This is a genomic window from Ensifer sp. GW823-FHT05D09 (genome assembly GCF_058795755.1).
Genome location: NZ_JBXAIA010000002.1, coordinates 649728 through 671216, shown reverse-complemented (window position 1 = coordinate 671216; position 21489 = coordinate 649728). Strand labels below are relative to the sequence as shown.

The 21489-nt window shown below is 62.4% G+C and carries 27 protein-coding genes; 15 read left to right on the top strand and 12 right to left on the bottom strand.

What is annotated here, in order from left to right; all coding sequences use genetic code 11:
* Nucleotides 1–28 precede the first annotated feature (28 nt).
* From AC1Q80_RS09005 to AC1Q80_RS08995, 3 genes are all read left to right on the top strand, one after another.
* Nucleotides 29–688: an aspartate/glutamate racemase family protein gene (locus AC1Q80_RS09005; protein ID WP_492360194.1), complete on the top strand. Its 660-nt coding sequence runs from the start codon at nucleotides 29–31 to the stop codon at nucleotides 686–688.
* Nucleotides 689–835: 147 nt separating this feature from the next.
* Nucleotides 836–1336: a GNAT family N-acetyltransferase gene (locus tag AC1Q80_RS09000; protein WP_492360193.1), complete on the top strand. Its 501-nt coding sequence runs from the start codon at nucleotides 836–838 to the stop codon at nucleotides 1334–1336.
* Nucleotides 1337–1553: 217 nt separating this feature from the next.
* Nucleotides 1554–2117 carry a GNAT family N-acetyltransferase gene (locus tag AC1Q80_RS08995; RefSeq protein ID WP_492360192.1) on the top strand — a complete coding sequence of 188 codons (564 nt, stop codon included), beginning with the start codon at nucleotides 1554–1556 and terminating at the stop codon, nucleotides 2115–2117.
* Between the two features lie 24 nt (nucleotides 2118–2141).
* On the opposite strand, the gene AC1Q80_RS08990 is transcribed toward AC1Q80_RS08995, so the two are convergent.
* Nucleotides 2142–2585, bottom strand: a complete 444-nt coding sequence (locus AC1Q80_RS08990) for a TIGR02594 family protein (RefSeq protein ID WP_173420194.1) — start codon at nucleotides 2583–2585, stop codon at nucleotides 2142–2144.
* Nucleotides 2586–3349: 764 nt separating this feature from the next.
* On the opposite strand from AC1Q80_RS08990, the gene AC1Q80_RS08985 reads away from it, so the two are divergent.
* Nucleotides 3350–3703, top strand: coding sequence for a DMT family protein (locus AC1Q80_RS08985; RefSeq protein WP_077503757.1), 354 nt, complete (start codon nucleotides 3350–3352; stop codon nucleotides 3701–3703).
* A 34-nt stretch (nucleotides 3704–3737) separates the two neighbouring features.
* Here the strand turns inward: AC1Q80_RS08985 and AC1Q80_RS08980 are convergent, their stop codons facing one another.
* The 4 genes from AC1Q80_RS08980 to AC1Q80_RS08965 form a co-directional block, all read right to left on the bottom strand.
* A complete protein-coding gene (locus AC1Q80_RS08980) occupies nucleotides 3738–4679 on the bottom strand; it encodes an RDD family protein (RefSeq protein WP_492360191.1) in 942 nt (313 codons plus the stop codon).
* 21 nt (nucleotides 4680–4700) lie between these two features.
* The gene (locus AC1Q80_RS08975) at nucleotides 4701–5528 is read right to left on the bottom strand and encodes an ATP-binding cassette domain-containing protein (protein ID WP_173420193.1); all 828 of its coding nucleotides are present in this window, start codon (nucleotides 5526–5528) and stop codon (nucleotides 4701–4703) included.
* Nucleotides 5529–5569: 41 nt separating this feature from the next.
* Complete coding sequence (locus AC1Q80_RS08970; protein ID WP_173420192.1) at nucleotides 5570–6352, bottom strand: ABC transporter permease subunit; 783 nt, start codon at nucleotides 6350–6352, stop codon at nucleotides 5570–5572.
* Nucleotides 6353–6453: 101 nt separating this feature from the next.
* Nucleotides 6454–7407 (bottom strand): aliphatic sulfonate ABC transporter substrate-binding protein, encoded by a 954-nt coding sequence (locus AC1Q80_RS08965; RefSeq protein ID WP_173420191.1) that lies wholly within the window; start codon nucleotides 7405–7407, stop codon nucleotides 6454–6456.
* 355 nt (nucleotides 7408–7762) lie between these two features.
* On the opposite strand from AC1Q80_RS08965, the gene AC1Q80_RS08960 reads away from it, so the two are divergent.
* Both AC1Q80_RS08960 and AC1Q80_RS08955 read left to right on the top strand, forming a co-directional pair.
* Nucleotides 7763–8197: a hypothetical protein gene (locus AC1Q80_RS08960; RefSeq protein WP_492360190.1), complete on the top strand. Its 435-nt coding sequence runs from the start codon at nucleotides 7763–7765 to the stop codon at nucleotides 8195–8197.
* An 18-nt stretch (nucleotides 8198–8215) separates the two neighbouring features.
* Nucleotides 8216–9028 (top strand): AraC family transcriptional regulator, encoded by an 813-nt coding sequence (locus AC1Q80_RS08955; RefSeq protein WP_492360189.1) that lies wholly within the window; start codon nucleotides 8216–8218, stop codon nucleotides 9026–9028.
* 20 nt (nucleotides 9029–9048) lie between these two features.
* Here the strand turns inward: AC1Q80_RS08955 and AC1Q80_RS08950 are convergent, their stop codons facing one another.
* The 5 genes from AC1Q80_RS08950 to AC1Q80_RS08930 form a co-directional block, all read right to left on the bottom strand.
* Nucleotides 9049–9540 carry a DoxX family protein gene (locus AC1Q80_RS08950; RefSeq protein WP_492360188.1) on the bottom strand — a complete coding sequence of 164 codons (492 nt, stop codon included), beginning with the start codon at nucleotides 9538–9540 and terminating at the stop codon, nucleotides 9049–9051.
* A 14-nt stretch (nucleotides 9541–9554) separates the two neighbouring features.
* The gene (locus tag AC1Q80_RS08945) at nucleotides 9555–10310 is read right to left on the bottom strand and encodes an HvfC/BufC family peptide modification chaperone (RefSeq protein ID WP_492360187.1); all 756 of its coding nucleotides are present in this window, start codon (nucleotides 10308–10310) and stop codon (nucleotides 9555–9557) included.
* A gap of 11 nt (nucleotides 10311–10321) precedes the next feature.
* A complete protein-coding gene (gene bufB / locus AC1Q80_RS08940) occupies nucleotides 10322–11176 on the bottom strand; it encodes an MNIO family bufferin maturase (protein WP_492360186.1) in 855 nt (284 codons plus the stop codon).
* 77 nt (nucleotides 11177–11253) lie between these two features.
* A complete protein-coding gene (locus tag AC1Q80_RS08935) occupies nucleotides 11254–11538 on the bottom strand; it encodes a BufA1 family periplasmic bufferin-type metallophore (protein WP_173420185.1) in 285 nt (94 codons plus the stop codon).
* A gap of 58 nt (nucleotides 11539–11596) precedes the next feature.
* A complete protein-coding gene (locus AC1Q80_RS08930) occupies nucleotides 11597–11866 on the bottom strand; it encodes a BufA1 family periplasmic bufferin-type metallophore (protein WP_173420184.1) in 270 nt (89 codons plus the stop codon).
* Between the two features lie 226 nt (nucleotides 11867–12092).
* On the opposite strand from AC1Q80_RS08930, the gene AC1Q80_RS08925 reads away from it, so the two are divergent.
* Both AC1Q80_RS08925 and AC1Q80_RS08920 read left to right on the top strand, forming a co-directional pair.
* A complete protein-coding gene (locus tag AC1Q80_RS08925) occupies nucleotides 12093–12659 on the top strand; it encodes a sigma-70 family RNA polymerase sigma factor (RefSeq protein WP_492360185.1) in 567 nt (188 codons plus the stop codon).
* Nucleotides 12646–13281 carry an NrsF family protein gene (locus AC1Q80_RS08920; RefSeq protein ID WP_492360184.1) on the top strand — a complete coding sequence of 212 codons (636 nt, stop codon included), beginning with the start codon at nucleotides 12646–12648 and terminating at the stop codon, nucleotides 13279–13281. Before AC1Q80_RS08925 ends, AC1Q80_RS08920 begins: the two co-directional genes overlap by 14 nt.
* 6 nt (nucleotides 13282–13287) lie before the next feature.
* Here the strand turns inward: AC1Q80_RS08920 and AC1Q80_RS08915 are convergent, their stop codons facing one another.
* Together AC1Q80_RS08915 and AC1Q80_RS08910 are read right to left on the bottom strand one after the other, a co-directional pair.
* On the bottom strand, nucleotides 13288–13821 hold the full coding sequence (locus AC1Q80_RS08915) for a hypothetical protein (protein WP_210264476.1): 534 nt from the start codon (nucleotides 13819–13821) through the stop codon (nucleotides 13288–13290).
* Between the two features lie 77 nt (nucleotides 13822–13898).
* Nucleotides 13899–14285, bottom strand: coding sequence for an acyl-CoA thioesterase (locus AC1Q80_RS08910; protein ID WP_077503744.1), 387 nt, complete (start codon nucleotides 14283–14285; stop codon nucleotides 13899–13901).
* A gap of 212 nt (nucleotides 14286–14497) precedes the next feature.
* Between AC1Q80_RS08910 and AC1Q80_RS08905 the strand changes: the two genes are divergently transcribed.
* The 7 genes from AC1Q80_RS08905 (at nucleotide 14498) to AC1Q80_RS08875 (ending at nucleotide 21473) form a co-directional block, all read left to right on the top strand.
* Complete coding sequence (locus AC1Q80_RS08905; RefSeq protein WP_492360183.1) at nucleotides 14498–16312, top strand: methyl-accepting chemotaxis protein; 1815 nt, start codon at nucleotides 14498–14500, stop codon at nucleotides 16310–16312.
* A 287-nt stretch (nucleotides 16313–16599) separates the two neighbouring features.
* The gene (locus AC1Q80_RS08900; protein ID WP_492360182.1) at nucleotides 16600–17151 is read left to right on the top strand and encodes a Kazal-type serine protease inhibitor family protein; all 552 of its coding nucleotides are present in this window, start codon (nucleotides 16600–16602) and stop codon (nucleotides 17149–17151) included.
* 380 nt (nucleotides 17152–17531) lie between these two features.
* Nucleotides 17532–18785 carry an extensin-like domain-containing protein gene (locus AC1Q80_RS08895; RefSeq protein ID WP_173420178.1) on the top strand — a complete coding sequence of 418 codons (1254 nt, stop codon included), beginning with the start codon at nucleotides 17532–17534 and terminating at the stop codon, nucleotides 18783–18785.
* A gap of 339 nt (nucleotides 18786–19124) precedes the next feature.
* Nucleotides 19125–19946 carry a sulfite exporter TauE/SafE family protein gene (locus tag AC1Q80_RS08890; RefSeq protein ID WP_492360370.1) on the top strand — a complete coding sequence of 274 codons (822 nt, stop codon included), beginning with the start codon at nucleotides 19125–19127 and terminating at the stop codon, nucleotides 19944–19946.
* Nucleotides 19947–20245: 299 nt separating this feature from the next.
* Nucleotides 20246–20578: an ArsR/SmtB family transcription factor gene (locus AC1Q80_RS08885; RefSeq protein WP_077503740.1), complete on the top strand. Its 333-nt coding sequence runs from the start codon at nucleotides 20246–20248 to the stop codon at nucleotides 20576–20578.
* Nucleotides 20575–20982 (top strand): YeeE/YedE family protein, encoded by a 408-nt coding sequence (locus AC1Q80_RS08880; RefSeq protein WP_492360181.1) that lies wholly within the window; start codon nucleotides 20575–20577, stop codon nucleotides 20980–20982. Before AC1Q80_RS08885 ends, AC1Q80_RS08880 begins: the two co-directional genes overlap by 4 nt.
* Complete coding sequence (locus AC1Q80_RS08875; protein WP_173420176.1) at nucleotides 20979–21473, top strand: YeeE/YedE family protein; 495 nt, start codon at nucleotides 20979–20981, stop codon at nucleotides 21471–21473. The genes AC1Q80_RS08880 and AC1Q80_RS08875 overlap by 4 nt, the downstream gene beginning before the upstream one ends.
* Nucleotides 21474–21489: the final 16 nt, after the last annotated feature.

Here is a 21489-nt window from a genome sequence, read left to right as displayed (position 1 = left end):
CCTGAAACTCACGACGAAGGGAAACACCTTGATCATCGCCTGCCTGCATACGGCCGACAGCAACTGCGCCGTTTTTGAAGCCGCCGCGCGCAAACTCGGGCTTGCAAGCGACGTGCTTCATCACACGGTGCGGCCGGACCTGCTTGAGGCCGCGGAACGGGCTGGGGGTCTCACAGACGAAATCGCCCGCGAGACGGCCGCAGCGCTGAGCGCGCTGGCAGCGCGGGCCGATGCCGTGCTCCTCACCTGCTCGACACTCGGGCCCAGTACGGCGATTGTTGGTCCGACGCCGGTGCCGGTGTTGCGGATCGATGCGGCGCTTGCCGAAGGGGCGACGGCTGTCGGTGGCAAGGTCGTGGCGCTCTGCGCCGTCGAGACGACGGTGGCTCCGACCACCGCATTGTTTTCCGAGGCGGCGAAGCGCAGGGGGGTGGCGCTCGAGGTGCGCCTCGTCGCCGGCGCCTGGAGTTCGTTCAAGGCGGGTGACCGCGACGGCTATCTTGCTGCGATCGCTGGCGCTTGCGACGTCGCCTATGCCGATGGCGCTTCGATCGTAGCCCTTGCTCAAGCCTCCATGGCGGGAGCGGCGGACTTTGTGCATCGAGGACCGCCCCCTTTGACGAGCCCGGAGGCAGGGTTGCGCGCGGCGCTGGAACGGATCGCACAACGGGTCTCGACGGTCGAGTGACGAGCAGGGCATTTAAAAATTGATTCAGGTGTTTAGAAGGATAATCTAATGTTCTTCGTGCGGCTCTGATAGTGCGGATTGGCGTTGACAGGGCTGAGTCGACGCGGAGAGTATCGTGCGCCCAGAACCGGATTTCGGAACCGCTGAATGTCTTCCTTTCAACTCCGCCGCCTCGAAGCCAGAGATGTCGACGCCTACCGAGCCTTGCGCCTCGATGGTCTTAAGCGCCATCCCGAGTCGTTCGGTGCGTCCCACGAAGATGAGGCGAAGCAGCCGCTTGACTGGTTCGCCAATCGGTTGACGGTCGCCGCGATCATCGGTGCCTTCGATGCCGCCGGTGCGCTTGTGGGTGTCGCGGGCTTGACGATCCCAAGCGCCATCAAGACGAGGCACAAGGGTATCATCTGGGGCATGTATGTGCTCGAGGCGGCGCGCGGGAGCGGCGTGTCAAAACGGTTGGTCGAGGCGGTGATCGACGAGGCCCGGGGGAAGGTCGAGCAATTGCAGTTGACCGTCGTCTCCTCCAATGCCGTAGCCATCCGGCTCTATTCCAAACTCGGCTTTGTCGGTTACGGGTTGGAAGCGCGTGCCCTATGCGTCGATGGGCAGTATTTCGATGAGATGCTGATGGCGCTGCCGCTCGTCTAGCGGCGCTCAACGCGGCTTCTAAGAGCGGTACGGACATGCCGGGATCGGCCGCCTGCGGGACCGGTTGCGGGCGAGGATCGTGTGTATGGCGAAGATGTCTATTTAAGATATTGTTTTTATATAAACAAACACCTCAAGATGGCCCTGTTCCGTCTTGCCGGTTGGTCCTGGCCAGAGACGGGGTCGACGGGGCGAATTCCGTCGATAGGATGCCGCCATGAACGCCCTGATTCGACTGACCCGCCAAGACGACGCACCCGCACTGCCCGATATCGAGCGATCGTCGGGAGAGGCATTTCGCACTGTTTCCGAACTGGCCTGGATTGCCGACGACGATGTGCAATCTGTTGACGCACATCTCGATTTCGTTCGCGCCGGTCTCTCCTGGGTCGCAGTCGATGATGGCGATCGTCCGCTCGGCTTTCTCTGCTCTGAGATCATCGACGACGCCCTGCATATCTGGCAACTCGCGGTGTTGCATGATCGACAAGGGCTTGGGCTCGGGCGTGTCTTGATCGCAGCCGCCGTCGCCCATGCGCACGAACGATCGCTTGGCGCGGTAACGCTGACCACCTTCCGCGAACTCGCATGGAACGAGCGCTTCTACCGAAAGCTCGGGTTCGTGACGCTTGAAGCCGATGCGCTCGATGCCGATGCAAGGCTTACGCAGACCCTTGCGAAGGAGGTTGCCTGCGGCTTGCCGGCGGAGCGGCGCTGCGCAATGCGCCTGACGCTCGACGACGGACAGCCCGACGGCTACAACGAGCCCCTGGTTCGGTAATCGCGAACCTGTTTTCTCCGCCGGCTAACGCCTGACGGCAACGACCTGGCCGCGGTTGAATTGCGAGACCCTGACGCGACCGGACTGATTGCCGCCCATCACCTGCGCGGTCGATTTCGACAGGGCGGAGAGGATGCCGACATGATAGCTGCGCCCGGTGCGCACGACGATAACATCGCCGGGGCGGGCATAGGAGAGCTTGACCGGCGCGCCGAAGCGCAGCCATGAGCGGGCAATGCCGAAACTTTGCGGTGGCGTTCGGCCCGACTTCCGGGCAATCAGGCCCATGAAGTGGCCGCACCAGGGGGTGCGGGCCGGGTTGATGCCGAGTGCGGTGCGTAGCCGCCTGTTGTTCTTGACTTCGTGCATGCCGTTATATTGCTGGGCCTGGGCCAACATGCCCGCCGTGGCCACATCCGGTGTCAGAAGCGCGACATAGGCAGCCGCGAGAAACGCCAGGACCTTCATGGTCAGGTCTCCTTGCCAAGTTGTTTGGTGCGTGCATCCCGGATGTGCCTGGCGATCGCCGAACACTGCCCCCGGTTTTCATCTGCATCGATCACTGTTTCGGGGGATATCGGCGGCAAGCGCCTGCGCGTTGCACTTTGAACGCAGCATCAGCGCGCCGGCGAACCGCGATGAAACGCGGTGCCAACTTCACGGCGATTGCCGTCGGAGTGTGGTATTCCCCTGCCTGTCCCGTCGGACGGTGCGCGGACTTTTGCTCACTGTCTGGTGCAAAATTGTGGCAAAGGGCAAAAAGAGAGAATTTTCGTGCGTAATCTAACTCGTTTGGGTTAGATATCGTCAACTTTTACGACCATTACGCGTTGTTTTTGTGTTTAAGCGGTGTTCGTCAGGCGGTGCGGCTCACCGTTGAGCGGCACTTGCTGCCTTAATTGAGGCGGTAATTTCAGCGGCGGCCCACCGCGATCAAGCGGGAATTGCGATGCAAGTGGGCGGAATTGACATCCTCCGCCCGAGCCCCGGGGGGCTTAGAGGCAGCCAGTTGGATGGGGCGTGGCAGGTTGCGACGGGGTGAGGGGCCGCAATCGTTCTGCTGTGGCTGCCTTTGCGTGTGAACGTCGCCAAAAGCCGGATCTATGAAAAAGCTCTCAGCACATTGGCCGGGTCGATGCGGCGTGGGCTGTTACAAACACGATGTCGGAGCTTGTCAGAAGGAGGCCAGCAGGACCATTCTGCCGGACCGATTCGCGCCTTCGAGGGTCCTCATGTCGTTCGCCATCAACCCGGCTTATCTCTGGCCGATCCTGCTGCTGCTGATTTCCAACGTCTTCATGACGTTTGCCTGGTACGGGCACCTGAAATACACCTCATCGCCACTTTACATGGCGATCGCCGCAAGCTGGGGCATTGCCTTCTTCGAGTATTGCCTGGCCGTACCTGCCAACCGCATCGGCCACGAGGTCTATTCGGCGGCGCAGCTGAAGACGATGCAGGAGGTGATCACCCTCCTGGTGTTCGCGGCGTTCTCCGTGTTCTGGCTGAAAGAATCGATCGGCTGGAATCACCTCGTCGGCTTCTCCCTGATCGCCATCGGCGCCTCGTTCATCTTCAAGGGCTGAAGCCAGGCAACTGCTGCGCGGTCACATTGTGCGATCAGGCGGCTGCTTCTGCCGGCGATGTTGTCTGCGCTCTGGGGCTGAGGATGACGTGGCATCCTGACAGGCGGTCGTAGATGGTCTGCCCGCGCCAGCGCAGGAGAGGCAAGACCCACCAGACGATTGCGAACAATGGGAAGATCAGGCCGCCGGCCAACATGATGATCTGAACCGGCGCGCCAAGGATGGTCGTGGCGTCCATCAAGTCCCTGAGGATGTCGCCGGAACCAAAGCTCGCAATCGACAGCAGCATGAACGGAGCGCTAAATGCATCGAGCATCGCCGGCAGCATGCGCAATGCTTCCCGTTTGGCGGCCTTGGCAAACGGCAGCGCTTCGCCATTGTCTGCAATGACGCGCAATGCGAACAGCTTTTTGCCCGGGGTCGTGCCGAAGCGTGCGATCAGGGCCGCGCCCGATAGGCAGAAGAACAGCACCGGCACCAGTTCGTCGAACACTTCTGTTCCCAGCCTCATCGCTTCAAGCTCGACCGGATTGCCGGCCTCGTCGATCTCGAAATTGATCGTCCGCTGCGTGGGATTATCGCCGGCATCGACCAAAGTTGAAACAAACGACCTGCTGTCGGCTACGCCCCAGAAGGATGTTGTGCAGATCTGGCTTACGCGCGACTGGCCGGGTGCCAGAGGCCATTCGCGTTCGATCCTTTGCACCAGCGCGTCAGGCGCGGTTGGTTCGCATGCGGTCATTGAGGGAATGAAGTATCGCGGCGCCCACGGGAGGGCGACGACCAGGACGATCGAGACAATAGCTGCGACGATGTAAAACAGAAGAGTGTCAACGACAAAGGCTGCCAGCCGCCGCCAAAAGAAACGTGGAAGAATTGAGCCGGCGACCGTTGAATTCATGATTTGACCTTCCATGCGGGCAATGGTTGCATTGCTTCCATGGGAGGTTGTGTTCGTCAATGTGCATCGTGCCAAACAGCGATCGTAAGCGGCACTTTATCCCCGGCCGAACAATCGGTCCAGGATCTGCCCTTCGAGCCTGGCGGTTTCGGCGCTGCCGTGGCGGCGGGGGCGGGCGAGCGGGATCGGTAGATCGAGCGCGATGCGGCCCTCATCGACAACCACGACACGGTCGGCAAGTGCCACGGCCTCGGCAACATCGTGCGTCACGAGCACCGCGGTAAAGTTCTGTTGCTGCCAGATGCGCTCCAGCAGTTGCTGCATCTCGATGCGCGTCAGGGCGTCGAGCGCGCCAAGCGGTTCGTCGAGCGCCAGGATGAACGGGTGAGCGACGAGCGCCCGAGCAAGCGCCACCCGTTGCTTCTGCCCTCCCGACAGCACCGACGGCCACTCCTCTGCGCGGTCGGCAAGCCCGACTTCGTCAAGGATCTTCAACGACAGATCGCGGGCGACTTCGCCCTTGGCGATGCCTGTTAGCCCGACCTCGACGTTGCGGCCGATCCGCGCCCAGGGAAGCAGCCTCGGCTCCTGGAACATGATGCGGCTTCGACGATCGGGCGCGCTGCCGACGGGGATGGTCAACGTGCCGCTCGTTGGTTTGTCGAGCCCGGCCAGGATGCGCAACAACGTACTCTTGCCGCAGCCGCTCTTGCCGATGACCGCAACGAACTGCCCTTCGGGCACGTCGAGGTCGATGCCGTCGAGCACGGTCTTGTCGCCGAAGCGTTTGCCGATGCCCTTGAGCGAGAAGGCGAGAGGCGGGGCGGGCGAAAGCTGTGGCAAGGGGGCGACGCGGCCGGTCTCTGGCGCATCGACGCGGTCACGCTCTTGCTCGTGTTTCGGGTGAAGGGCGATGACGGACATCGGATCGTTCCTCTCTTCGTCTTTTCCGGGCCTGCGCCGGATCAGGCCGGCTGGAAGGCCGGGTGCCATTGCAGCGTCAGACGCTCGAGCAGCCTGGCGAAGCTGTCGGCGAGCTTGCCGAGCAGCGCGTAGATCAAGATCGACAGGATGACGACATCGATCAGCAGGAATTCGCGCGCCTGCATCGCCATGTAGCCAAGGCCGGAGGAGGCCGCGATCGTCTCGGCGACGATCAGCGTCAGCCACATGATGCCGAGCGCATAACGAAGGCCGACGAAGATGGCCGGCAGCGCACCGGGCAGGATGACGCGCAAGAAGAGCTGGCGCTTCGACATGCCGTAGATCCGGCCCATCTCCAGGAGTTGGGGGTCGACACCCTGGATGCCGAGCAGCGTATTGACGTAGATCGGGAAGAAGACACCGAGTGCCACGAGGAACAGCTTTGCTTCCTCGTCGATTCCGAACCAGAGAATGACCAGCGGGATCAGCGCCAGATGCGGAATGTTGCGCACCATCTGCAGAGTGGTGTCGGTCAGATCCCGGCTCAACCGTGACAGGCCGTTGGCAAGCCCGAAGGCAAAACCGATTGAGCCGCCGATGGCAAAGCCCGAGAGCGCCCGCAAAGTGCTGACGCCGATGTTTTCGGCAAGTTCGCCTGATGCCAGCAGGCGGATGAAGGCTGCAAGCACTGCGGAGGGTGGCGCGATCACGCTCTCCGAAATCAGACCCGTGCGGGAGGCGGCTTCCCAGGCGAGGATCAGGACGGCGGGCAGGAGCCAGCCTGCGAGATTTCGCGCAAGTGTGTTCGTTGCGGTCTTCGCCATGGCTCAGGTCCTTGCTCGCTCGTAGCCTCAAGTCTTCGCGGCGCCGACGTCGAAACTTTCGTCCCGACGCCGGCCGGTTTTCGCCTTGGGAGGCAGAGGGATCAGTTGCCCGGTGCGGTCCAGACCGCATCGGAAATGGTGATCTGCTTGGGGATCAGCCCGAGCTTGAAGAAGCGGTCGGCGGTCTGCTGCTGGCCGGCGACGATATCGTCTGTGATCGGGCCGATCGAAAAGACCGTGCGGTTGGCGGCGATCGTCTGGGCTTCGAGCGGCACACCGGTCACCTCGTGGAGTGCGGCTGCGACCTTGTCGCGGTTACCATCGGCCCAGACCGCGGCATCCTTGAGCGCGCCGATTGCCGACGTGATGGTCTCGGCATGGCTGGCGGCAAAGTCGCGATTGGCGAGGAAGTAGGTGTTGACCTTCAGGGTCTCGGCCGAGGTCGTCAGGATGCGCGGCTTGTAGCGTGTTTCTGCAATGGCGAAGAACGGATCCCAGACGGCCCAGGCATCGATCTTGTCGCTGGCGAAGGCGGCTGCCGCATCGGCGGGGCTCAGGTAGACGGGCGTGACGTCACCAAAGCCGATGCCGGCTTTCTCCAATGCCGCGACGACGAGATTGTGGGCGCTGGTGCCCTTGCCGACGCCGATCTTCTTGCCCTTGAGGTCCGCCAGCGACTGGATCGGCGAATCCGGTTTGACGAAGATTGCCTCGCCCTTGCCGTTCGAAGGCAAGGCTGCGGCGTATACGATTGCCGAGCCGGCCGCCTGGCCGAAGATCGGGGGCGCGTCACCGGTCCAGCCGGCATCGATGGAGCCGACGTTCAAGGCTTCGACCAGCGGCGGTCCGGCGGTGAATTCCACCCAGGAGACTGCAACGCCTTTCGGCTCCAGCGCCTTCTCAATGACTTTCTGCTGCTGGGCGACGACCGGCAGGCCTGTCTTCTGGAAGCCGATACGGAATTCCTTCAGGTCTTCGGCCATGACGCCGAAGGAGGCGAGCACCGCGGCAGTGAAGAGGCCCGTGCCGAAAAGCCGTCTGGTCAGTTTGAACATCTGTCCCGCTCCTGTTTGCTGGAGGGCCATGGGCGCCGTCCTTGTGAACTGGGATCAGTGTAAAAGAAGATCATAAAATTTATGGAGTTTGTTTGTTTTGTTGTCGGCGTGCTTTGCGAAACGCTTTTGCGGCTGAGCCCGGCGGTGCGGGAATAATCGTGATCCGGTCGCTGCGGTTCGGTATGTGCAGGGCGAAGGCTTGCCGGCGCTGAAGGCCGATCCGGGACTTCCTGTTTTCTGGCCGGTTCTCGCATTCTTCTGGCCGGGCGCGACAATGACGCCTGAGATACGCCGGTGCTACTTCCATGCCGGAAGACAGAAGCCGGGACGTTCCCGAAGAGGCAAGGAGCTGATCATGCACGTTGATGCCACCGCGTTTCCCGAAGTTTGGATGGATTTCACTCATGGCACAGGCCAGACCATAGACGAGGTCCTGGATGTCTATACTGGCCTGCTTGCGCGCGGCGCGCCCTTCGTCTTTCTCGGTGAGGGCGGTGATGTCGAGGGCGACAAGGACGCTCATGCTGTGGCAGACAGGAAGAAGATCTCCCTCTGGATGAAGCGGAACAAGACGCCGATCACGGCCCTGGTGCGGGCGATGATCTATATCGAGCCGAATACCTCCAAGCGGATCGCGGCCCGGGCTTTCGCACTGGTCTACGAGAAGTTCTGGGGGTATCCGATGTTCGTTGCCGCTTCCAGGGACGAAGCGAGCGCCATTATCCGCACCGTGCTGCCGAGCGCGCCCGAAGCGGATCCGGAGCAGGGCGCCGCTCATTCCATGGTCTGAAAATCTCACCGGGGTGCCATGCTGATCACCGCCTTGCCAACGCAGGACTTCGAGCCGGACGACAGCGCCCGGCCGATCGCGGCCGCCGGTTTCACGCTATTGACCGAAGGCGGCGAAATGCCCTGGCACCGCCATCGGCGGGCGCAGGTGTTCTACAACGACAGTGGTCTCATTACCTGCGAGACGGAACAGGGTGTCTGGGTCATCCCGCCTCATGGTGCGATCTGGATCCCCGGTGGTCTGCTGCACAGGTCGCGCTGCGCAGGAGAGATGACCGGAGTCGCGCTGTTCGTCGAGCCGGACGCGATCGACCGATTGCCTGGTGTCTGCTGCAGTCTGGCCGTGTCGCCGCTTCTGGCAGCGCTTCTCATGCGCGCGGTGACGTTACCCGCGCTTTACGACGAGGAAGGCATTGACGGATGTTTCGTCCGACTGCTTCTCGATGAGCTCGCGCATTCCCCGGTTGATGAGGTTCACCTGCCGCGCCCCGCCGACACACGCCTGCGGCTGATGACGGATGGCATGCTGGCCGATCCTGCCGACCGCCGCACCCTTGCCGAATGGGCAGGTCATATCGGGATGAGCGAGCGCAATCTGCGACGGCTGTTCCCGCAGGAAACGGGAATGAGCATCGGCCATTGGCGGCGGCAGATGCATGTCGTCGCCGGCGTGCAACTGCTCGCCCACGGTCTATCGCTGCAGTCTGTCGCCCATGAACTCGGCTATGAAAGCGCCAGCGCCTTTGCGGTCATGTTCAAGAAGATGACGGGCAAACCGCCGGGCCGATTTCTCGCCGAGCGCCAGCCGCAGCGTGGCGCGCCGACGGATTGATCGTCGCAGCCTGCCGCCGTTCAGCGAGGCGCACGGCAAGCCCCGAAATGACAGGCGATGAGATGATCGATCGAAGCGCGGCCGGGGCCGCCGGCGATGATGACAAGCAGGCAGACCGCCCAGGTCCCGTGTGTCGGCCAGGCATCGGGGTAGACGAAGATCTCGATCACCGCAGTCATGCCGAAAAGCGCCAGCGCCGACAGCCGGCTGGCGAAACCGATCACCAGCAACAGCGGGAACAGGTGTTCGGCGAACGCCGCCGCATGGGCGGCAAGCCACGGATCGACCAGCGGCAGCCGGTATTCGTTCGCGAAGAGATAGACGGCATTGTCGGTCACCTGCCAGCCATCAACCTTGGTTTGGCCCGATTGCCAGAAGACGGCGGCGATCGACAGGCGCGCAATCAGCGCGACGACATCGTGCGGCACGCGGTCGAGCAGGTCTCGCACGGAACAGATTTTGCCGACGATGCCCTGATGGCTGTCCGGTGTCATGGTCATTTCGTTCTGCATGGTCCTCACTCCTGTCAGTGGAAAGCAATGAACGCGCCGGTTTGCAAGGCGCCAGCGAGGTTGGCCGAAAGGTCGAATGCGGAAGCATTCTCGATCGCATGCTCGACGGCGGTAGCAAGGCGTTCTCCGCTTGCCAATGCCTGGAGGAAGACCGCGCCGCCAGGCGGCATGCGCCGGACCTCGACCGTCATGTGCGGCCGGGCCACCATTGCGTCTTCGGCCGTCCAATCCTCGATGGAACGAAATTCGGCTTCGCCCGCATTCATCGCCCAGATGGTGACGAGAGGGTGCGGCGACCTCAGGATGCTCAGCGAAGGATGCGGGACGAAGACAAGGTCGGCGAGCCGCTCCGGCGGCAGGGCTGCAAGCTTCGCGGCGTCGAGCGGTGCGACGTCGGCGCCGTGATAGGCCTTGCCGCGCGCCGCCTCCAGCCGAATAACATCGGGCAGGTAGGCAATGTCCTTCGCCGGTTCGAACCGCTCGACGAAATCGGCGAAGTCGTCGCCGTAGGACAGCAGTAATGGCGAGCGCGGCGGGTGGACGCGGATGAACTCGGCGGCCATCGCCGAGAAGAATGCTTCCCCGACGATCGTCTGGGCGGCCGGGAAGCGTGAGGCGATCGCCCCTGTCAGACCCACCACGACATTGTTGCGATAGACGGCGAAGCGACGCTGCGGCTGCAGCCCGTTCCAGGCGGTCAGCCCCGGCGGAACGGCAACGGCCGGGTCGGCCAAGGCCGCCGCAAACCGCGTCTGGGTGCAAAGGGACATGGAGATCTCCTTCAGGCGGCGCGACGCTTGTTTGTGTTTTTGAGAATCTCGTCGGCGGCCTGCGCTTCGGCGCTGAGAACCGACCAGGCGGGCACGTCGTTGTCCCATTCGATCAGGGTCGCGACCGGCCCGATGCGTGCGATCAAGGCGGCATAGAGGGCCCATACCGGATCCTTGACCGGCGTATCGTGGCTATCGATCAACAGCGGCGCACCCGCATCGTCGACCGTTTCGGAGTGGCCGCTCAGATGGATTTCGCTGACGGCTTCCACCGGGAAACGAGCGAGGTAATCGCCTGGGTGCATATGGTGGTTGGTCGAGGCGACGAAGACATTGTTGATATCAAGCAGCAGCCCACAGCCGGTGCGCCTAACAACTTCCGTGAGGAACTCTGTTTCTTCCAGCGTGCTTTCGGCAAAGAGCAGATAGGTGGCCGGATTTTCGAGCAGCATCTGACGTTTCAGCGTTTCCTGCACCTGGTCAATGTGGTCGGCGACCGACGCCAGGGTCTGGTCGGTATAGGGCAGCGGCAGCAGGTCGTTGAGGAAGACCCTATCGTGTGTCGACCAGGCGAGATGCTCAGAGAAGCTCTCCGGCTCGTAGCGATCGCAGACGATCTTCAGGCGTGAGAGATGCTCCCTGTCGAGCGGCTGAACCGAGCCGATCGACAACCCGACGCCATGGATGGAGAGCGCGTAGTCTTGACGCAGCTTGCCGAGTTGTGAGTGCGGCGGGCCGCCGGCGCCCATGTAGTTTTCGGCATGCACCTCGAAAAAGCCGATCGGCTGGGGTTCCGCATTGATGGCGGGGAAGTGCTCGGGCTTGAAGCCGACACCGGCGCGGCGCGGAAGATCGGAGAATTTCATTCGGATTGCTCCTCTGGTTGCGGGACGGCGGCGCAAGGCCTGCGCCGCCGTCTTGGCGGATATCAGCGATCCGGGGCCTAGGCTGGCGCCGGGCCCTGCGTCAGCGAGCCATGGCCATTCGGCGTCTTCATCGCTTCGCATGTGCCTGCGGGAACGAGCTTCCAGGCGTTCTGCTGGTGATCGATCTTGGAGGTCCCGGCGCAGGTCGTGCCGGGTCCCGCTGCGCAATCATTCTGGCCCTTGAGGGCCACGCCGTAGCACTTCTCCTTTGTCGCATCGGCGGCCGAGGCCGGGACGCTTGCGACGAGAGACAGCGCGGTTGCGACGGAGGCGGCAAAGACGCTTGCGGATATCTTGTTCATGATGCTGTTCAGTCCTGAATCTGTTGAGGGAGGCTTGCTGTCGACCGGATCGGCGTGATCAGGCCGGCATCAGCATGCCGTGGCCGTCAGGGGTCTTCATCGAGGTGCAGGTTCCAGCCGGCACCAGCTTGAAGGAGCCCTTGTCGAAATCCATCGTCGACTTGCCGGCGCAATCATGCTTGCCGGCCGCGCAATCGTTCTGGCCCTTCATGGCAACGCCGTAGCACTTTTCGTTGTTTTCGGCGGCGAAGGCGGCCGGCGCAGCTATAGTGGCAAGGGCCGAAGCGAGCGAACCTGCGAGCGCCAGAGTAGCGATGCTGTTTTTCATGGAACTGTCTCCGTTGGTGGTCGGCCGTGATTGGCTGACACTTGGGCTACGGAGGCGGGGTGCCGTTCGTTACATCGCGCTTTTCGATTTTTTTCGCGCCGTGCGCTTGCAGTCTTTCCGATTGCAAGGGAAAACGCAGGCGAACCAAGGCTTTCCGGCGATTCAGAAATATTTCTTCTGCGCTCGGTAACAAAAACGTGTGCCGGTTCGTAGAGGATGATGTCGGGTGAATGCTTCGACGCGTGAGCAGGAATGGGCAGAGTGGATGCGCAGCGCCATGAAGGGCGATACGCAGGCCTACCATCGCTTTCTCTCGTCGGTGACCCCGCATCTGCGCGCCATGGCGCGCCGGCGCTGCGATCAGTTCGGGGCGCCTGCGAGCGAGGCAGAGGATGTGGTGCAGGAGGTGCTGCTGGCCGTCCACCTCAAGCGCGCAACGTGGGATCCGGATCGCCCGATCGGTCCATGGCTGTCGGCGATCGTGCGCAACAAGCTGATCGACAGCCTGCGGCGCCGGGGTCGTCACGTGAATGTACCGATCGAAGATGTGATTGCGACATTGGAGGCGGAAGAGCAGGGTGATGGGCTGGACCGGATGGATGCGGTCAACATGCTGGAGCGCCTGAAGGACCCGCAGCGCGATATCGTCCGCTCTATTTCGCTTGAAGGTGCAGGTGTGCGCGAGACGGCCGATCGGCTGAAGATGAGTGAAGGGGCGGTGCGCGTGGCGCTGCACAGGGCGTTGAAGTCGTTGGCAGCCCTCTATCGGAGTGAGACACGTGAAGACGAATGACCTGATCAGCCTGCTCGCAGAGGACGCGCCCGTGGGCATGCGGCTTGGCCGTATGCTGGCGCTTGCCCTCATCGCAGGGGGCGTCGTGTCCGCTCTGGTTCTCCTGTCGACGGTCGGTGTCCGCCCTAACCTGGCAACGGCCATCGAGACGGCGCGCGTCCTGTTCAAGATCGGCTTCACGCTGGTTCTCGCCATTGTCGCGTGCCGTCTCGTCTTCCTTGTCGGACAGCCCGGGCGATCACTCAAGGCACGTGGATTTCAGCTCGCCGCTCCTGCCTTGCTTCTCGCAATTGCGGTTGTTTCCGAGCTCCTGGTGCTGCCATCTCAGGCTTGGACGGCGAGCTTGATCGGCAGGAATGCCGGCTTCTGCCTGTTCTTCATTCCGGTGCTGTCGCTGGCGCCGCTCGCCGGCTTCCTGATCGTCCTGAGGAATGGCGCGCCCGACAACCCCGGTCTTGCAGGCGCGTCGGCGGGCCTTGCCGCCGGCGCCATTGCCGCCTTGCTCTATGCGTTTCACTGCCCTGATGACAGTCCGCTGTTTCTTTCGGTCTGGTACTCGATCGCCGTCTTGCTCGTAACCGCAGCCGGCTATTTCGTCGGGCGGCGCTGGCTGCGCTGGTAGTCGCTCTCAATCCAGGAGATCGAAGGCTCGGTACATCCAGACCAGCTGGTAGGCCACCGCGCCGATGAGGAAGGCCGCATGGAAGCGTCGGTTCGGCGTCCAGGCGGCGATCATGCACAACACAATGTAGGTGACGTTGCGCATCGGGTATTCGAGCCCGTAGGAGGCGAAATAGGCCTTGCCCTTCAGCGCCGTGTCGACGAGGTCGACGGCGAAGGCCAGCGCCAAAAAGCCGAAGAACCACTTTCGCCGCGACATGAAGTAGTGCTCGTAGTCGCTGTAATCGTCGAGCGTGGTCGGAAACAGGAGCACGCAAAGAAAAAAGAAGACGCAGCAATAGAGGATGACGAAGAGGTAGACGGTGACGTCGAGAACGGGCAGGGCGTGGAGGTGGAATTCCCACCACCAGAAATGCACGAGGAAGACGAACATGAACAGGACCCACCCGAGATGGATCCAGTAAACCCGGGTCTTTCCCGGGTGCTGTACGAAGAGCGCAAGCCCGCTTAAGAGCCGAGCGAGGCTGAGGCTGACGACCATGCCCATGACGACCCGGATATGCGAAAAGATCGCCGGATCAGGCTGGGTCGGGTCCACGGTCGTTCCTCCTCTTCCGTCTATTCCGCCGGTACCACCTTTGGCTTGCCGTTCTCGTCGAGCGCGACCATGACGAAGATGGCGTCGGTTACCTTCTCCATCAGGTGCGAGAGATAACGCTGCGCCCAGGCCTCGACCTTGAGCGTCATCGAGGTGCGTCCGACCTTGACGACGTCGGTGTAGATGCAGAGCGTGTCGCCGATCTTGACCGGAAGCGCGAAGGCCATTTCCTTGACTGCCGCTGTCACCACGCGGCCGCGGGCCCGCTCGGCGGCGCGAATGCCGCAGGAAAGGTCCATCTGCGCCATCACCCAGCCGCCGAAGATGTCGCCGGCGGCATTGGCGTCGGCAGGCATGGCCAGTGTGCGCAAGGTCAGTTCGCCGGTCGGTCTGGTGTCTGCGGTCATGCCTGTCTCCCTCGTGTCCTAGGAGATGTAGCGCATGGTTGCTTCGTCAGGGAAGTGCGCCGTCAGACAAATCGCGCGAGGTGGACGATCACGAACTTCACTTCTTGCGAATATGTTAATGGAGATCTGTGAAATTTAGGGATCGTTTGTTAGGGGCTTTGCAAAGAGCCACCCCTATCCTGCACGCTTCTACTGGAGGCAGGGGATTGGGGATGAAGAGATTCAGGATTTCGGTGCGGCTCTATGCACTCGTCGCATTCGCACTTTTGACCATGGCGGCGGCGCTGACGTTTGGCCTGTTTCAGGCGCAGGACAAACTCGTCGGCGAACGCAAGGCGATGCTGTCGGCCATGAACGAGAATGCCGTTGCAGTGTTCGACGCCTATCACAAGCAGGAAGTGGCAGGCACGCTGTCGCGCGAGGACGCGCAGAAGCGGGCGCTCGAAGCGGTCAAGGCGATGCGCTATCAGGGCAGCGGCTATTTCTGGATCAACGACATGCATCCGACGATGATCATGCATCCGATCAAGCCGGAAATGGATGGCAGCGACCTGTCCGCCAACAAAGATCCGAACGGCAAGCACCTCTTCGTCGAGTTCGTCAAGACGGTGGAAAAGAGCGGGCAGGGCTTCGTCGACTACTACTGGCCGAAGCCGGGCGCCGACGAGCCGGTGCTGAAATACTCCCACGTTGCCGGCTTCAAGCCCTGGGGCTGGGTGGTCGGAACCGGCGTCTATTCCGATGATCTCACGGCCATGTTCCGCGAGCGCGCTTGGCAGGTGGCCGGCATTCTTCTCGCCGCAGCGCTTGCGATCCTGATGGCAGCATTGGCGATCGTGCGCAGCGTGGTCAGGCCGGTCGAGAAGCTGAAGGCATCGATGCGGTCGATTGCCGACGAGGATCTCTCCTCGGACGTGCCGGAAACCGACCGTGGCGACGAGATCGGCCAGATGGCCAAGGTTCTCGTGGTCTTGCGCGATTCGGTGCGTGAACGGTTGGAACTGCGTTCACGCGAAGCCGAGCAGCAGGACAGGCTGGAATCGGAGCGTCGCGGCAACGAGCAGCACCAGCGGGCGACCGCCGATGCGCAGGCCGACGCGATGGAAACGGTGGGGGCAGCGCTCGAGCTGCTGGCAAACGGTGACCTGACGGCTGAGATCGGCCACATCGCCCCGGAATATGGAAAGCTGAGGCAGGACTTCAACACGGCGGTTGCCGCCCTTCGCGACGTTATCGGCTCGATCTCGCATTCGACCGAGATCGTCACCGCCAGCGCCGGCGACATTTCGGAAGCGGCCAACAACCTGTCGCGCCGCACCGAGCAACAGGCGGCAGCACTCGAAGAGACGGCAGCGGCCCTCGACGAGATCACCTCGACCGTGCGCCATTCCTCCGATCGGGCCAACGAAGCGCGCAACATGGTCGATGAGACCAAGGCGAGTGCGGCGAAATCCGGCGGCATCGTGCGCAACGCGATCGACGCCATGGGCCGGATCGAGACCTCTTCGAGCCGGATCAGCCAGATCATCGGCGTGATCGATGAGATCGCCTTCCAGACCAACCTTCTGGCACTGAACGCCGGCGTCGAAGCAGCACGGGCAGGCGAAGCCGGCCGTGGCTTTGCGGTGGTGGCGCAGGAGGTGCGCGAACTGGCACAGCGTTCTGCCGGCGCCGCCAAGGAGATCAAGGAATTGATCGGCACATCGGTGCGCGAAGTCGGCGCCGGCGTCGAGCTGGTGCGCTCGACCGGCGATGCACTGACCGAGATCGAAGCGCTGGTCAACCGCGTCAACGAGCAGGTTGCCTCGATTGCAACGGCGGCGCGTGAGCAGGCGACGGGCCTTGCCGAGGTCAATACCGCCGTCAACAGCATGGACCAGATGACCCAGCAGAACGCTGCCATGGTGGAGGAGACGACGGCCGCAAGCCAGACGCTTGCAGCCGAGAGCCGCGAATTGAAGATGCTCTTGACCAAGTTCCGCCTGCAGGAAACGTCTCGGCAGGCCGCCTACGGCCGCGCTGCCTGAAACGGTATCCGACGATTGATGAAGGGCCTGCCTGCGAAAGCACGCGGGCCCTTTGCCATCTTGGGCGTTCGCCGGGGCGTGCCGTGGGATCGGAAGCGCGGATGCGGTGCTGAAGGCTCGAACTGCGCGCGCACGTTGAGCCATCGAGCCCTGTTCAATCGGTTGTGTGTCGGGGACGAAGCGGGCTTGACCAATCCTTGTGCGGGGTTAGATACGGTTGGACGGGGAGCGGAATGATGCGGCATGTCGCCGGGTCGGCGGCTACCGGTACTGTCCAGGGGATATTCATGGCGCTTCTCAGACTTCTTTTCACCCGGCCGGGGGCGGCTATTCTTCTGGCATTCGGATTTCTGTCAGCCTGTACCGTCGTGGTCGATGAGCCGCGGCCTGGCCCGGGGCCGATCCGCCCGCCGATGTGCACGATGGAATATGCCCCGGTTTGCGGCGAGCGTGGCAATCGCACGCGCACCTTCTCGAATTCGTGCCAGGCGCGGGCTGACGGCTTCAACGTGATCCACCGCGGAGAGTGCCGCCCGGACAACCGTCCGCCCGAGCGAGAGCCGCAGGTCTGCACGCGGGAATATGCGCCTGTGTGCGGCCAGCGCGGCCGCCAGCAGCAGACGTTCTCGAACGCCTGCATGGCGCGTGCCGACGGCTTCCGCGTGGTTGCGCCCGGCGAGTGCCGCCGCGACGAGGATCGTCCGCCGCAGGGCCAGTTCTGCACCCGCGAATACGCGCCGGTCTGCGGCCAGCGCGGCAACCGGATTCAGACCTTCCCGAACTCCTGCGAAGCTGGTGGCGCCGGCTTCCGGGTCGTGCACCCCGGTGAGTGCCGCTAAACACGCTTAAACCTCAGGATCGCTAAAGGCCCGCGCAGAGCAATCGACGCGGGCCTTTTTGCGCCAGTGCGCTTTTGGTTGTCTCCCTGGCGTGAATTGCGGCAAGGCGCAGCATATTTTATTCTTCAATTTTGAGGTCCGCGGCCCGTGGATACACAGGCCTTTATGGCCATGACACCGGAAAGGTTTCGTCACCAGACCTGCCGGATGTTGGGAGCCGCACGCAAGGCTTCATTTACTGTGTTTGCATAAAATGCATCGCAAATCGGCCTTTTTCGGCGGTGTGCCCGGCTTGCGACACAGGTAGCCTGCACCGTTTTGACGTCGATTGTGTGCGGCGATGTCGTTGATATCGTTCTGGATGAAGGCGGCAAATCGGTATGGCGTATGTTCCCACTCTCCATCGTCCGTTGACGGCGTTCGTGCTGTCGATCTCGCTTGTCGCCTGCACGACCGATGCGCTGACGCCGTCTGCGCGGATCGATAGCGGCGAACGCGTCGGCGCGATCAGCCCCGTTCCGGTCGATGCCGTACCGGAACAGGAGGTTGCGGCCTATCCTTCAGGGGACCCGGTTTCGACGTTCAGCAACGGCAACGGCAGAACCGTGCCTGCGGCGACCCATCAGCCGACCCGGCGTGCCTTGCCGATGATCGATAGCGAAGAGGCGGCGCTCTCCGGTGCCCAGCCGGCCAACACCGGCTCGACCGCCATTCCTTCCGAAGGCGTCAACATGGATGCGATGCTTGGCGTTCAGCCCGTGGTCGGGCTGGCGGAGGAGCAGAACAACGAGATCGCCGAGGGCAACGCCAGCCAGCCTGTGGTCGGCGGCATCGGCGAGGACAATGTCCGCCAGCTCGGCAGCCCGCCACAGACGCTGAACGAGGCGCAGGCGAGCCTTGGCGGCGACCCGGATCTGCCGCCTTTGACGCCGGAGCAAATTTCCGCCGAAGAGGCACAGCGTCGTCGCGCCTTCGAGCGCCAGCAGGCAATGCAGCGCGCCCAGGAACCGCAGGAGGTGGCGATGCTGCCGCGGGCACGCAATCCGCTATCGGAGCCGGAATCGCAGTTTAACGGCCAGATGCCGCGCTCGGAAATTGCCTGCCGCCAGCGCTTGCGCAAGCTCGGGGTCGAGTTTCGCGATATCCCGCGTATCAGCAACGGTCCGTCCTGTGGCATCGACTATCCGATCCAACTCAGCGGTCTCTCCGGAGGCATCGACGTCAAGCCTGCGGTCAAGCTCAACTGCGAAGTGACCGAAGCCTTCGCCAAGTGGGTGAAGTACGAACTGGCGCCGTCGTCGCGCTACCGCTACTGGTCCGGCGTCAAGACCATCAAGCCGCTCGGCGGTTATTCCTGCCGCACGATGAACTCGCGCCGCGGCAACCCGATGTCCGAACATGCGCATGGCAACGCCATCGACGTCGGCAAGTTTGTCTTGAAGAACGGGAAGGAAATCGACGTGCGCAAGAAGGGATTCTTTGCCTTTCGCGAAAAGGGTCTGTTGAAGGCGGTGCGCACCGACAGCTGCAAATACTTCAACACGGTTCTCGGCCCGGGCAGCGATCCCTTTCATAAGGATCATTTCCATTTCGATCTGAGGACGCGCAAGACCGGTTACCGTCACTGCGATTGAGGAGCGCTTGCGCCGCTACAGCGCCGCGCGCCGAATATGGCGCGCTAAGGACGCTGTAACACTATAAATTTACTGCATAATTTCTCCCCAAATCGATTCCGATTTAAGGGATTATGCAGTCAGGTCGTGAGCCGGCAAAAAAAGAGGCCGGCGGGGGAGCCGGCCGATGTCCGGAGAAGAAGCCCCGGAACCAAAGCGATGCGTGCAAATCACGTGGCGAGCGCGCCGCGTGCCACGCCAAACTGATTGAAAAGCATCACCGTTTCGTGACAGAACTGCCGTGCCGGCGGCCGTATCGTGTTTCTTCGCCGGATTCCCACTGTCACGATCGGAGCAGCCGTGCCGCCGGTTTCGGAACTGATGATGTTTGCCCTGGCGCTGGCCGCCGCAGGTGTGGTCGCCGGGCTGCTTGCCGGTCTTTTCGGCATTGGCGGCGGGGCGATCCTCGTTCCCGTTTTCTACCAGGTGTTTGGATTGCTTGGTATCGATGACGCCGTTCGCATGCATCTTTCGGTCGGAACGTCTCTCGCCATTATCGTGCCGACCTCTGTGCGATCCTTCCTGTCGCACTACAAGCGGGGCGTCGTCGACATGGCGCTGTTGCGAAACTGGACCGTCGCCGTGCCGCTTGGCGCCATCCTGGCGTCGGTCATCGCAGCGTCCGTCAGCAGCGGAACGCTTCGGCTGATCTTTGCGGTGATCGCACTTGCCGTCGCCTTTCGCATGCTGTTCAACCGCGCAAGCTGGCGGCTTGGCTCCGACCTGCCGCGCAATCCGGTAAAATGGCTGGTCGGCGTCGCGATCGGCATCCTCTCTGGCCTGATGGGCATCGGCGGTGGTGTGCTCAACAACACCTTCATGACGCTCTATGGTCGTCCGATCCATCAGGCGGTCGCGACCTCGGCCGGCGTCGGGGTGCTGATTTCGATCCCGGGACTTTTTGGCTACGTCTGGGCCGGGTGGGGACTGCGGGGGCTGCCGCCGCTTTCAACCGGCTTCATCAACTGGATCGCTGTCGCATTGATCATCCCGATCACATTGCTGGTGGCACCACTTGGCGTGCGCGCCGCTCACGCCATGAACCGGCGTCAGCTCGAGACCGGATTCGGCATCTTCATGATTTTGATTGCGGCACGATTTCTCTACAGCCTGTACGGGTAAAGCGTTTTCGTGTCAGGGATTTTAGCCTGACCTTATGGTTTCTTTCCGTGCGTACACCAACTCAAGCGGGTATCTTTCCGCGACGCACGGTTGTGGCGAACTGTTTTTGCTATATGATTTTTTGTGTTCGCGTTGAAGTGCATCGGCGCGCGGTGGTAACGCGTTTGTGTTTCGTCTGACATATGAATAAGTAATACCATAATATATTAATTCGTATAACAATCATGGATTGAGTCCCGGTTTGTTCCGGGCGCTTCTTTTGGGTCTCCACTCACTCCTAGGCACGACAGGAGGAAAGCATGGGTACTGTTATGCGATTTCCAGGGGTGCGTGCCGACATGACGGCACACGCTACCGAAGTCTCACTGATCCTGCGCACGCTTGCCAACCGCAACAGGCTGCTGATCGTCACCACGCTTCTCGAAGGAGAACATTCCGTGGCGGCACTGGAGGAATTGCTCGGGATCCGCCAGCCGACGCTTTCGCAGCAATTGACCGTCTTGCGCGATGCCGGCGTCGTTTCGACGCGGCGGCAGGCCAAGCAGGTTTTCTATCGCCTCAGCCATGATAAGGTCGGGCGGCTTGTGGGCACGCTCTGTCAGATCTTCTGTCGCGAAGGCGCGAAAAAATGAATGAATACTGGAATGCGCTTGCCGGAGGCCTGCTGATCGGGCTCTCGGCGGCGATCCTGATGGTGGCCAACGGTCGCGTGGCCGGCATCAGCGGAATTGTCGGAAGGCTGTTGCAGGGTGTGCAGGCCGCAACCGGGTTTGTTTTCGTTGTTGGCCTGATCTCGGGGCCGGTAATCTACCGTCTTTTCGCTGGCGCCTGGCCAACGGTCACCGTCACATCCTCCTGGCCACTGCTGGTGATTGCCGGACTGCTCGTCGGCTTCGGCTCACGCATGGGCTCGGGCTGTACCAGCGGTCACGGTGTCGTCGGTCTAGCCCGGCTTTCCCGCCGGTCTGTCGCGGCGGTTGCCACGTTCATGATCGCGGCCATCGCCACGGTCTATCTCCAAGGTTTCTTCCCATGAGCGGCAGTGCCTTCCTGCGGTTGGGCGCAACGCTTGTGTCCGGCGTCATCTTCGGCATTGGTCTGTCGCTTTCCGGCATGCTGGATCCGGCTCGGGTTCGCGGCTTTCTCGACGTCACGCGTGACTGGAACCCGAGCCTTGCTTTCGTGCTTGGTGGCGCGGTCGTCGTGTCGGCGCTCGGGGTTCTCGTGACGCGACGCATGCAGCGGCCGTTGCTGGATGATGCCTTTCACCTGCCACAGAACCGTGTGATCGACCGCCGCCTCATCGTCGGTTCGGCCATTTTTGGCGTTGGTTGGGGCCTGGTCGGTCTTTGCCCCGGTCCGGCGGTCGCGTCGCTTTCGCTCGGGTTGCCGGCGACGATGCTCTTCGTCGTCGCCATGCTCGCCGGCATGGCGCTGCATGACCGGCTGCCGCGCATCGGCGCGCGTCGGCAAGGCGAGGGCGCGCTTGCCCTGCGGGCAGACGGCGGCCGGTTGTCGGAGCGTTGACGCTTCGTCACCTTGT

Excerpts from the sequence above, each read along its gene's own strand:
- AC1Q80_RS09000 (WP_492360193.1), top strand. The coding sequence starts at position 836 with ATGTCTTCCTTTCAACTCCGCCGCCTCGAAGCCAGAGATGTCGACGCC.
- AC1Q80_RS08995 (WP_492360192.1), top strand. The coding sequence starts at position 1,554 with ATGAACGCCCTGATTCGACTGACCCGCCAAGACGACGCACCCGCACTG.
- AC1Q80_RS08990 (WP_173420194.1), bottom strand. The coding sequence starts at position 2,585 with ATGAAGGTCCTGGCGTTTCTCGCGGCTGCCTATGTCGCGCTTCTGACA.
- AC1Q80_RS08985 (WP_077503757.1), top strand. The coding sequence starts at position 3,350 with ATGTCGTTCGCCATCAACCCGGCTTATCTCTGGCCGATCCTGCTGCTG.
- AC1Q80_RS08975 (WP_173420193.1), bottom strand. The coding sequence starts at position 5,528 with ATGTCCGTCATCGCCCTTCACCCGAAACACGAGCAAGAGCGTGACCGC.
- AC1Q80_RS08970 (WP_173420192.1), bottom strand. The coding sequence starts at position 6,352 with ATGGCGAAGACCGCAACGAACACACTTGCGCGAAATCTCGCAGGCTGG.
- AC1Q80_RS08965 (WP_173420191.1), bottom strand. The coding sequence starts at position 7,407 with ATGTTCAAACTGACCAGACGGCTTTTCGGCACGGGCCTCTTCACTGCC.
- AC1Q80_RS08960 (WP_492360190.1), top strand. The coding sequence starts at position 7,763 with ATGCACGTTGATGCCACCGCGTTTCCCGAAGTTTGGATGGATTTCACT.
- AC1Q80_RS08955 (WP_492360189.1), top strand. The coding sequence starts at position 8,216 with ATGCTGATCACCGCCTTGCCAACGCAGGACTTCGAGCCGGACGACAGC.
- AC1Q80_RS08950 (WP_492360188.1), bottom strand. The coding sequence starts at position 9,540 with ATGCAGAACGAAATGACCATGACACCGGACAGCCATCAGGGCATCGTC.
- AC1Q80_RS08945 (WP_492360187.1), bottom strand. The coding sequence starts at position 10,310 with ATGTCCCTTTGCACCCAGACGCGGTTTGCGGCGGCCTTGGCCGACCCG.
- bufB (WP_492360186.1), bottom strand. The coding sequence starts at position 11,176 with ATGAAATTCTCCGATCTTCCGCGCCGCGCCGGTGTCGGCTTCAAGCCC.
- AC1Q80_RS08935 (WP_173420185.1), bottom strand. The coding sequence starts at position 11,538 with ATGAACAAGATATCCGCAAGCGTCTTTGCCGCCTCCGTCGCAACCGCG.
- AC1Q80_RS08930 (WP_173420184.1), bottom strand. The coding sequence starts at position 11,866 with ATGAAAAACAGCATCGCTACTCTGGCGCTCGCAGGTTCGCTCGCTTCG.
- AC1Q80_RS08915 (WP_210264476.1), bottom strand. The coding sequence starts at position 13,821 with ATGGTCGTCAGCCTCAGCCTCGCTCGGCTCTTAAGCGGGCTTGCGCTC.
- AC1Q80_RS08910 (WP_077503744.1), bottom strand. The coding sequence starts at position 14,285 with ATGACCGCAGACACCAGACCGACCGGCGAACTGACCTTGCGCACACTG.
- AC1Q80_RS08905 (WP_492360183.1), top strand. The coding sequence starts at position 14,498 with ATGAAGAGATTCAGGATTTCGGTGCGGCTCTATGCACTCGTCGCATTC.
- AC1Q80_RS08900 (WP_492360182.1), top strand. The coding sequence starts at position 16,600 with ATGGCGCTTCTCAGACTTCTTTTCACCCGGCCGGGGGCGGCTATTCTT.
- AC1Q80_RS08895 (WP_173420178.1), top strand. The coding sequence starts at position 17,532 with ATGGCGTATGTTCCCACTCTCCATCGTCCGTTGACGGCGTTCGTGCTG.
- AC1Q80_RS08885 (WP_077503740.1), top strand. The coding sequence starts at position 20,246 with ATGGGTACTGTTATGCGATTTCCAGGGGTGCGTGCCGACATGACGGCA.
- AC1Q80_RS08880 (WP_492360181.1), top strand. The coding sequence starts at position 20,575 with ATGAATGAATACTGGAATGCGCTTGCCGGAGGCCTGCTGATCGGGCTC.
- AC1Q80_RS08875 (WP_173420176.1), top strand. The coding sequence starts at position 20,979 with ATGAGCGGCAGTGCCTTCCTGCGGTTGGGCGCAACGCTTGTGTCCGGC.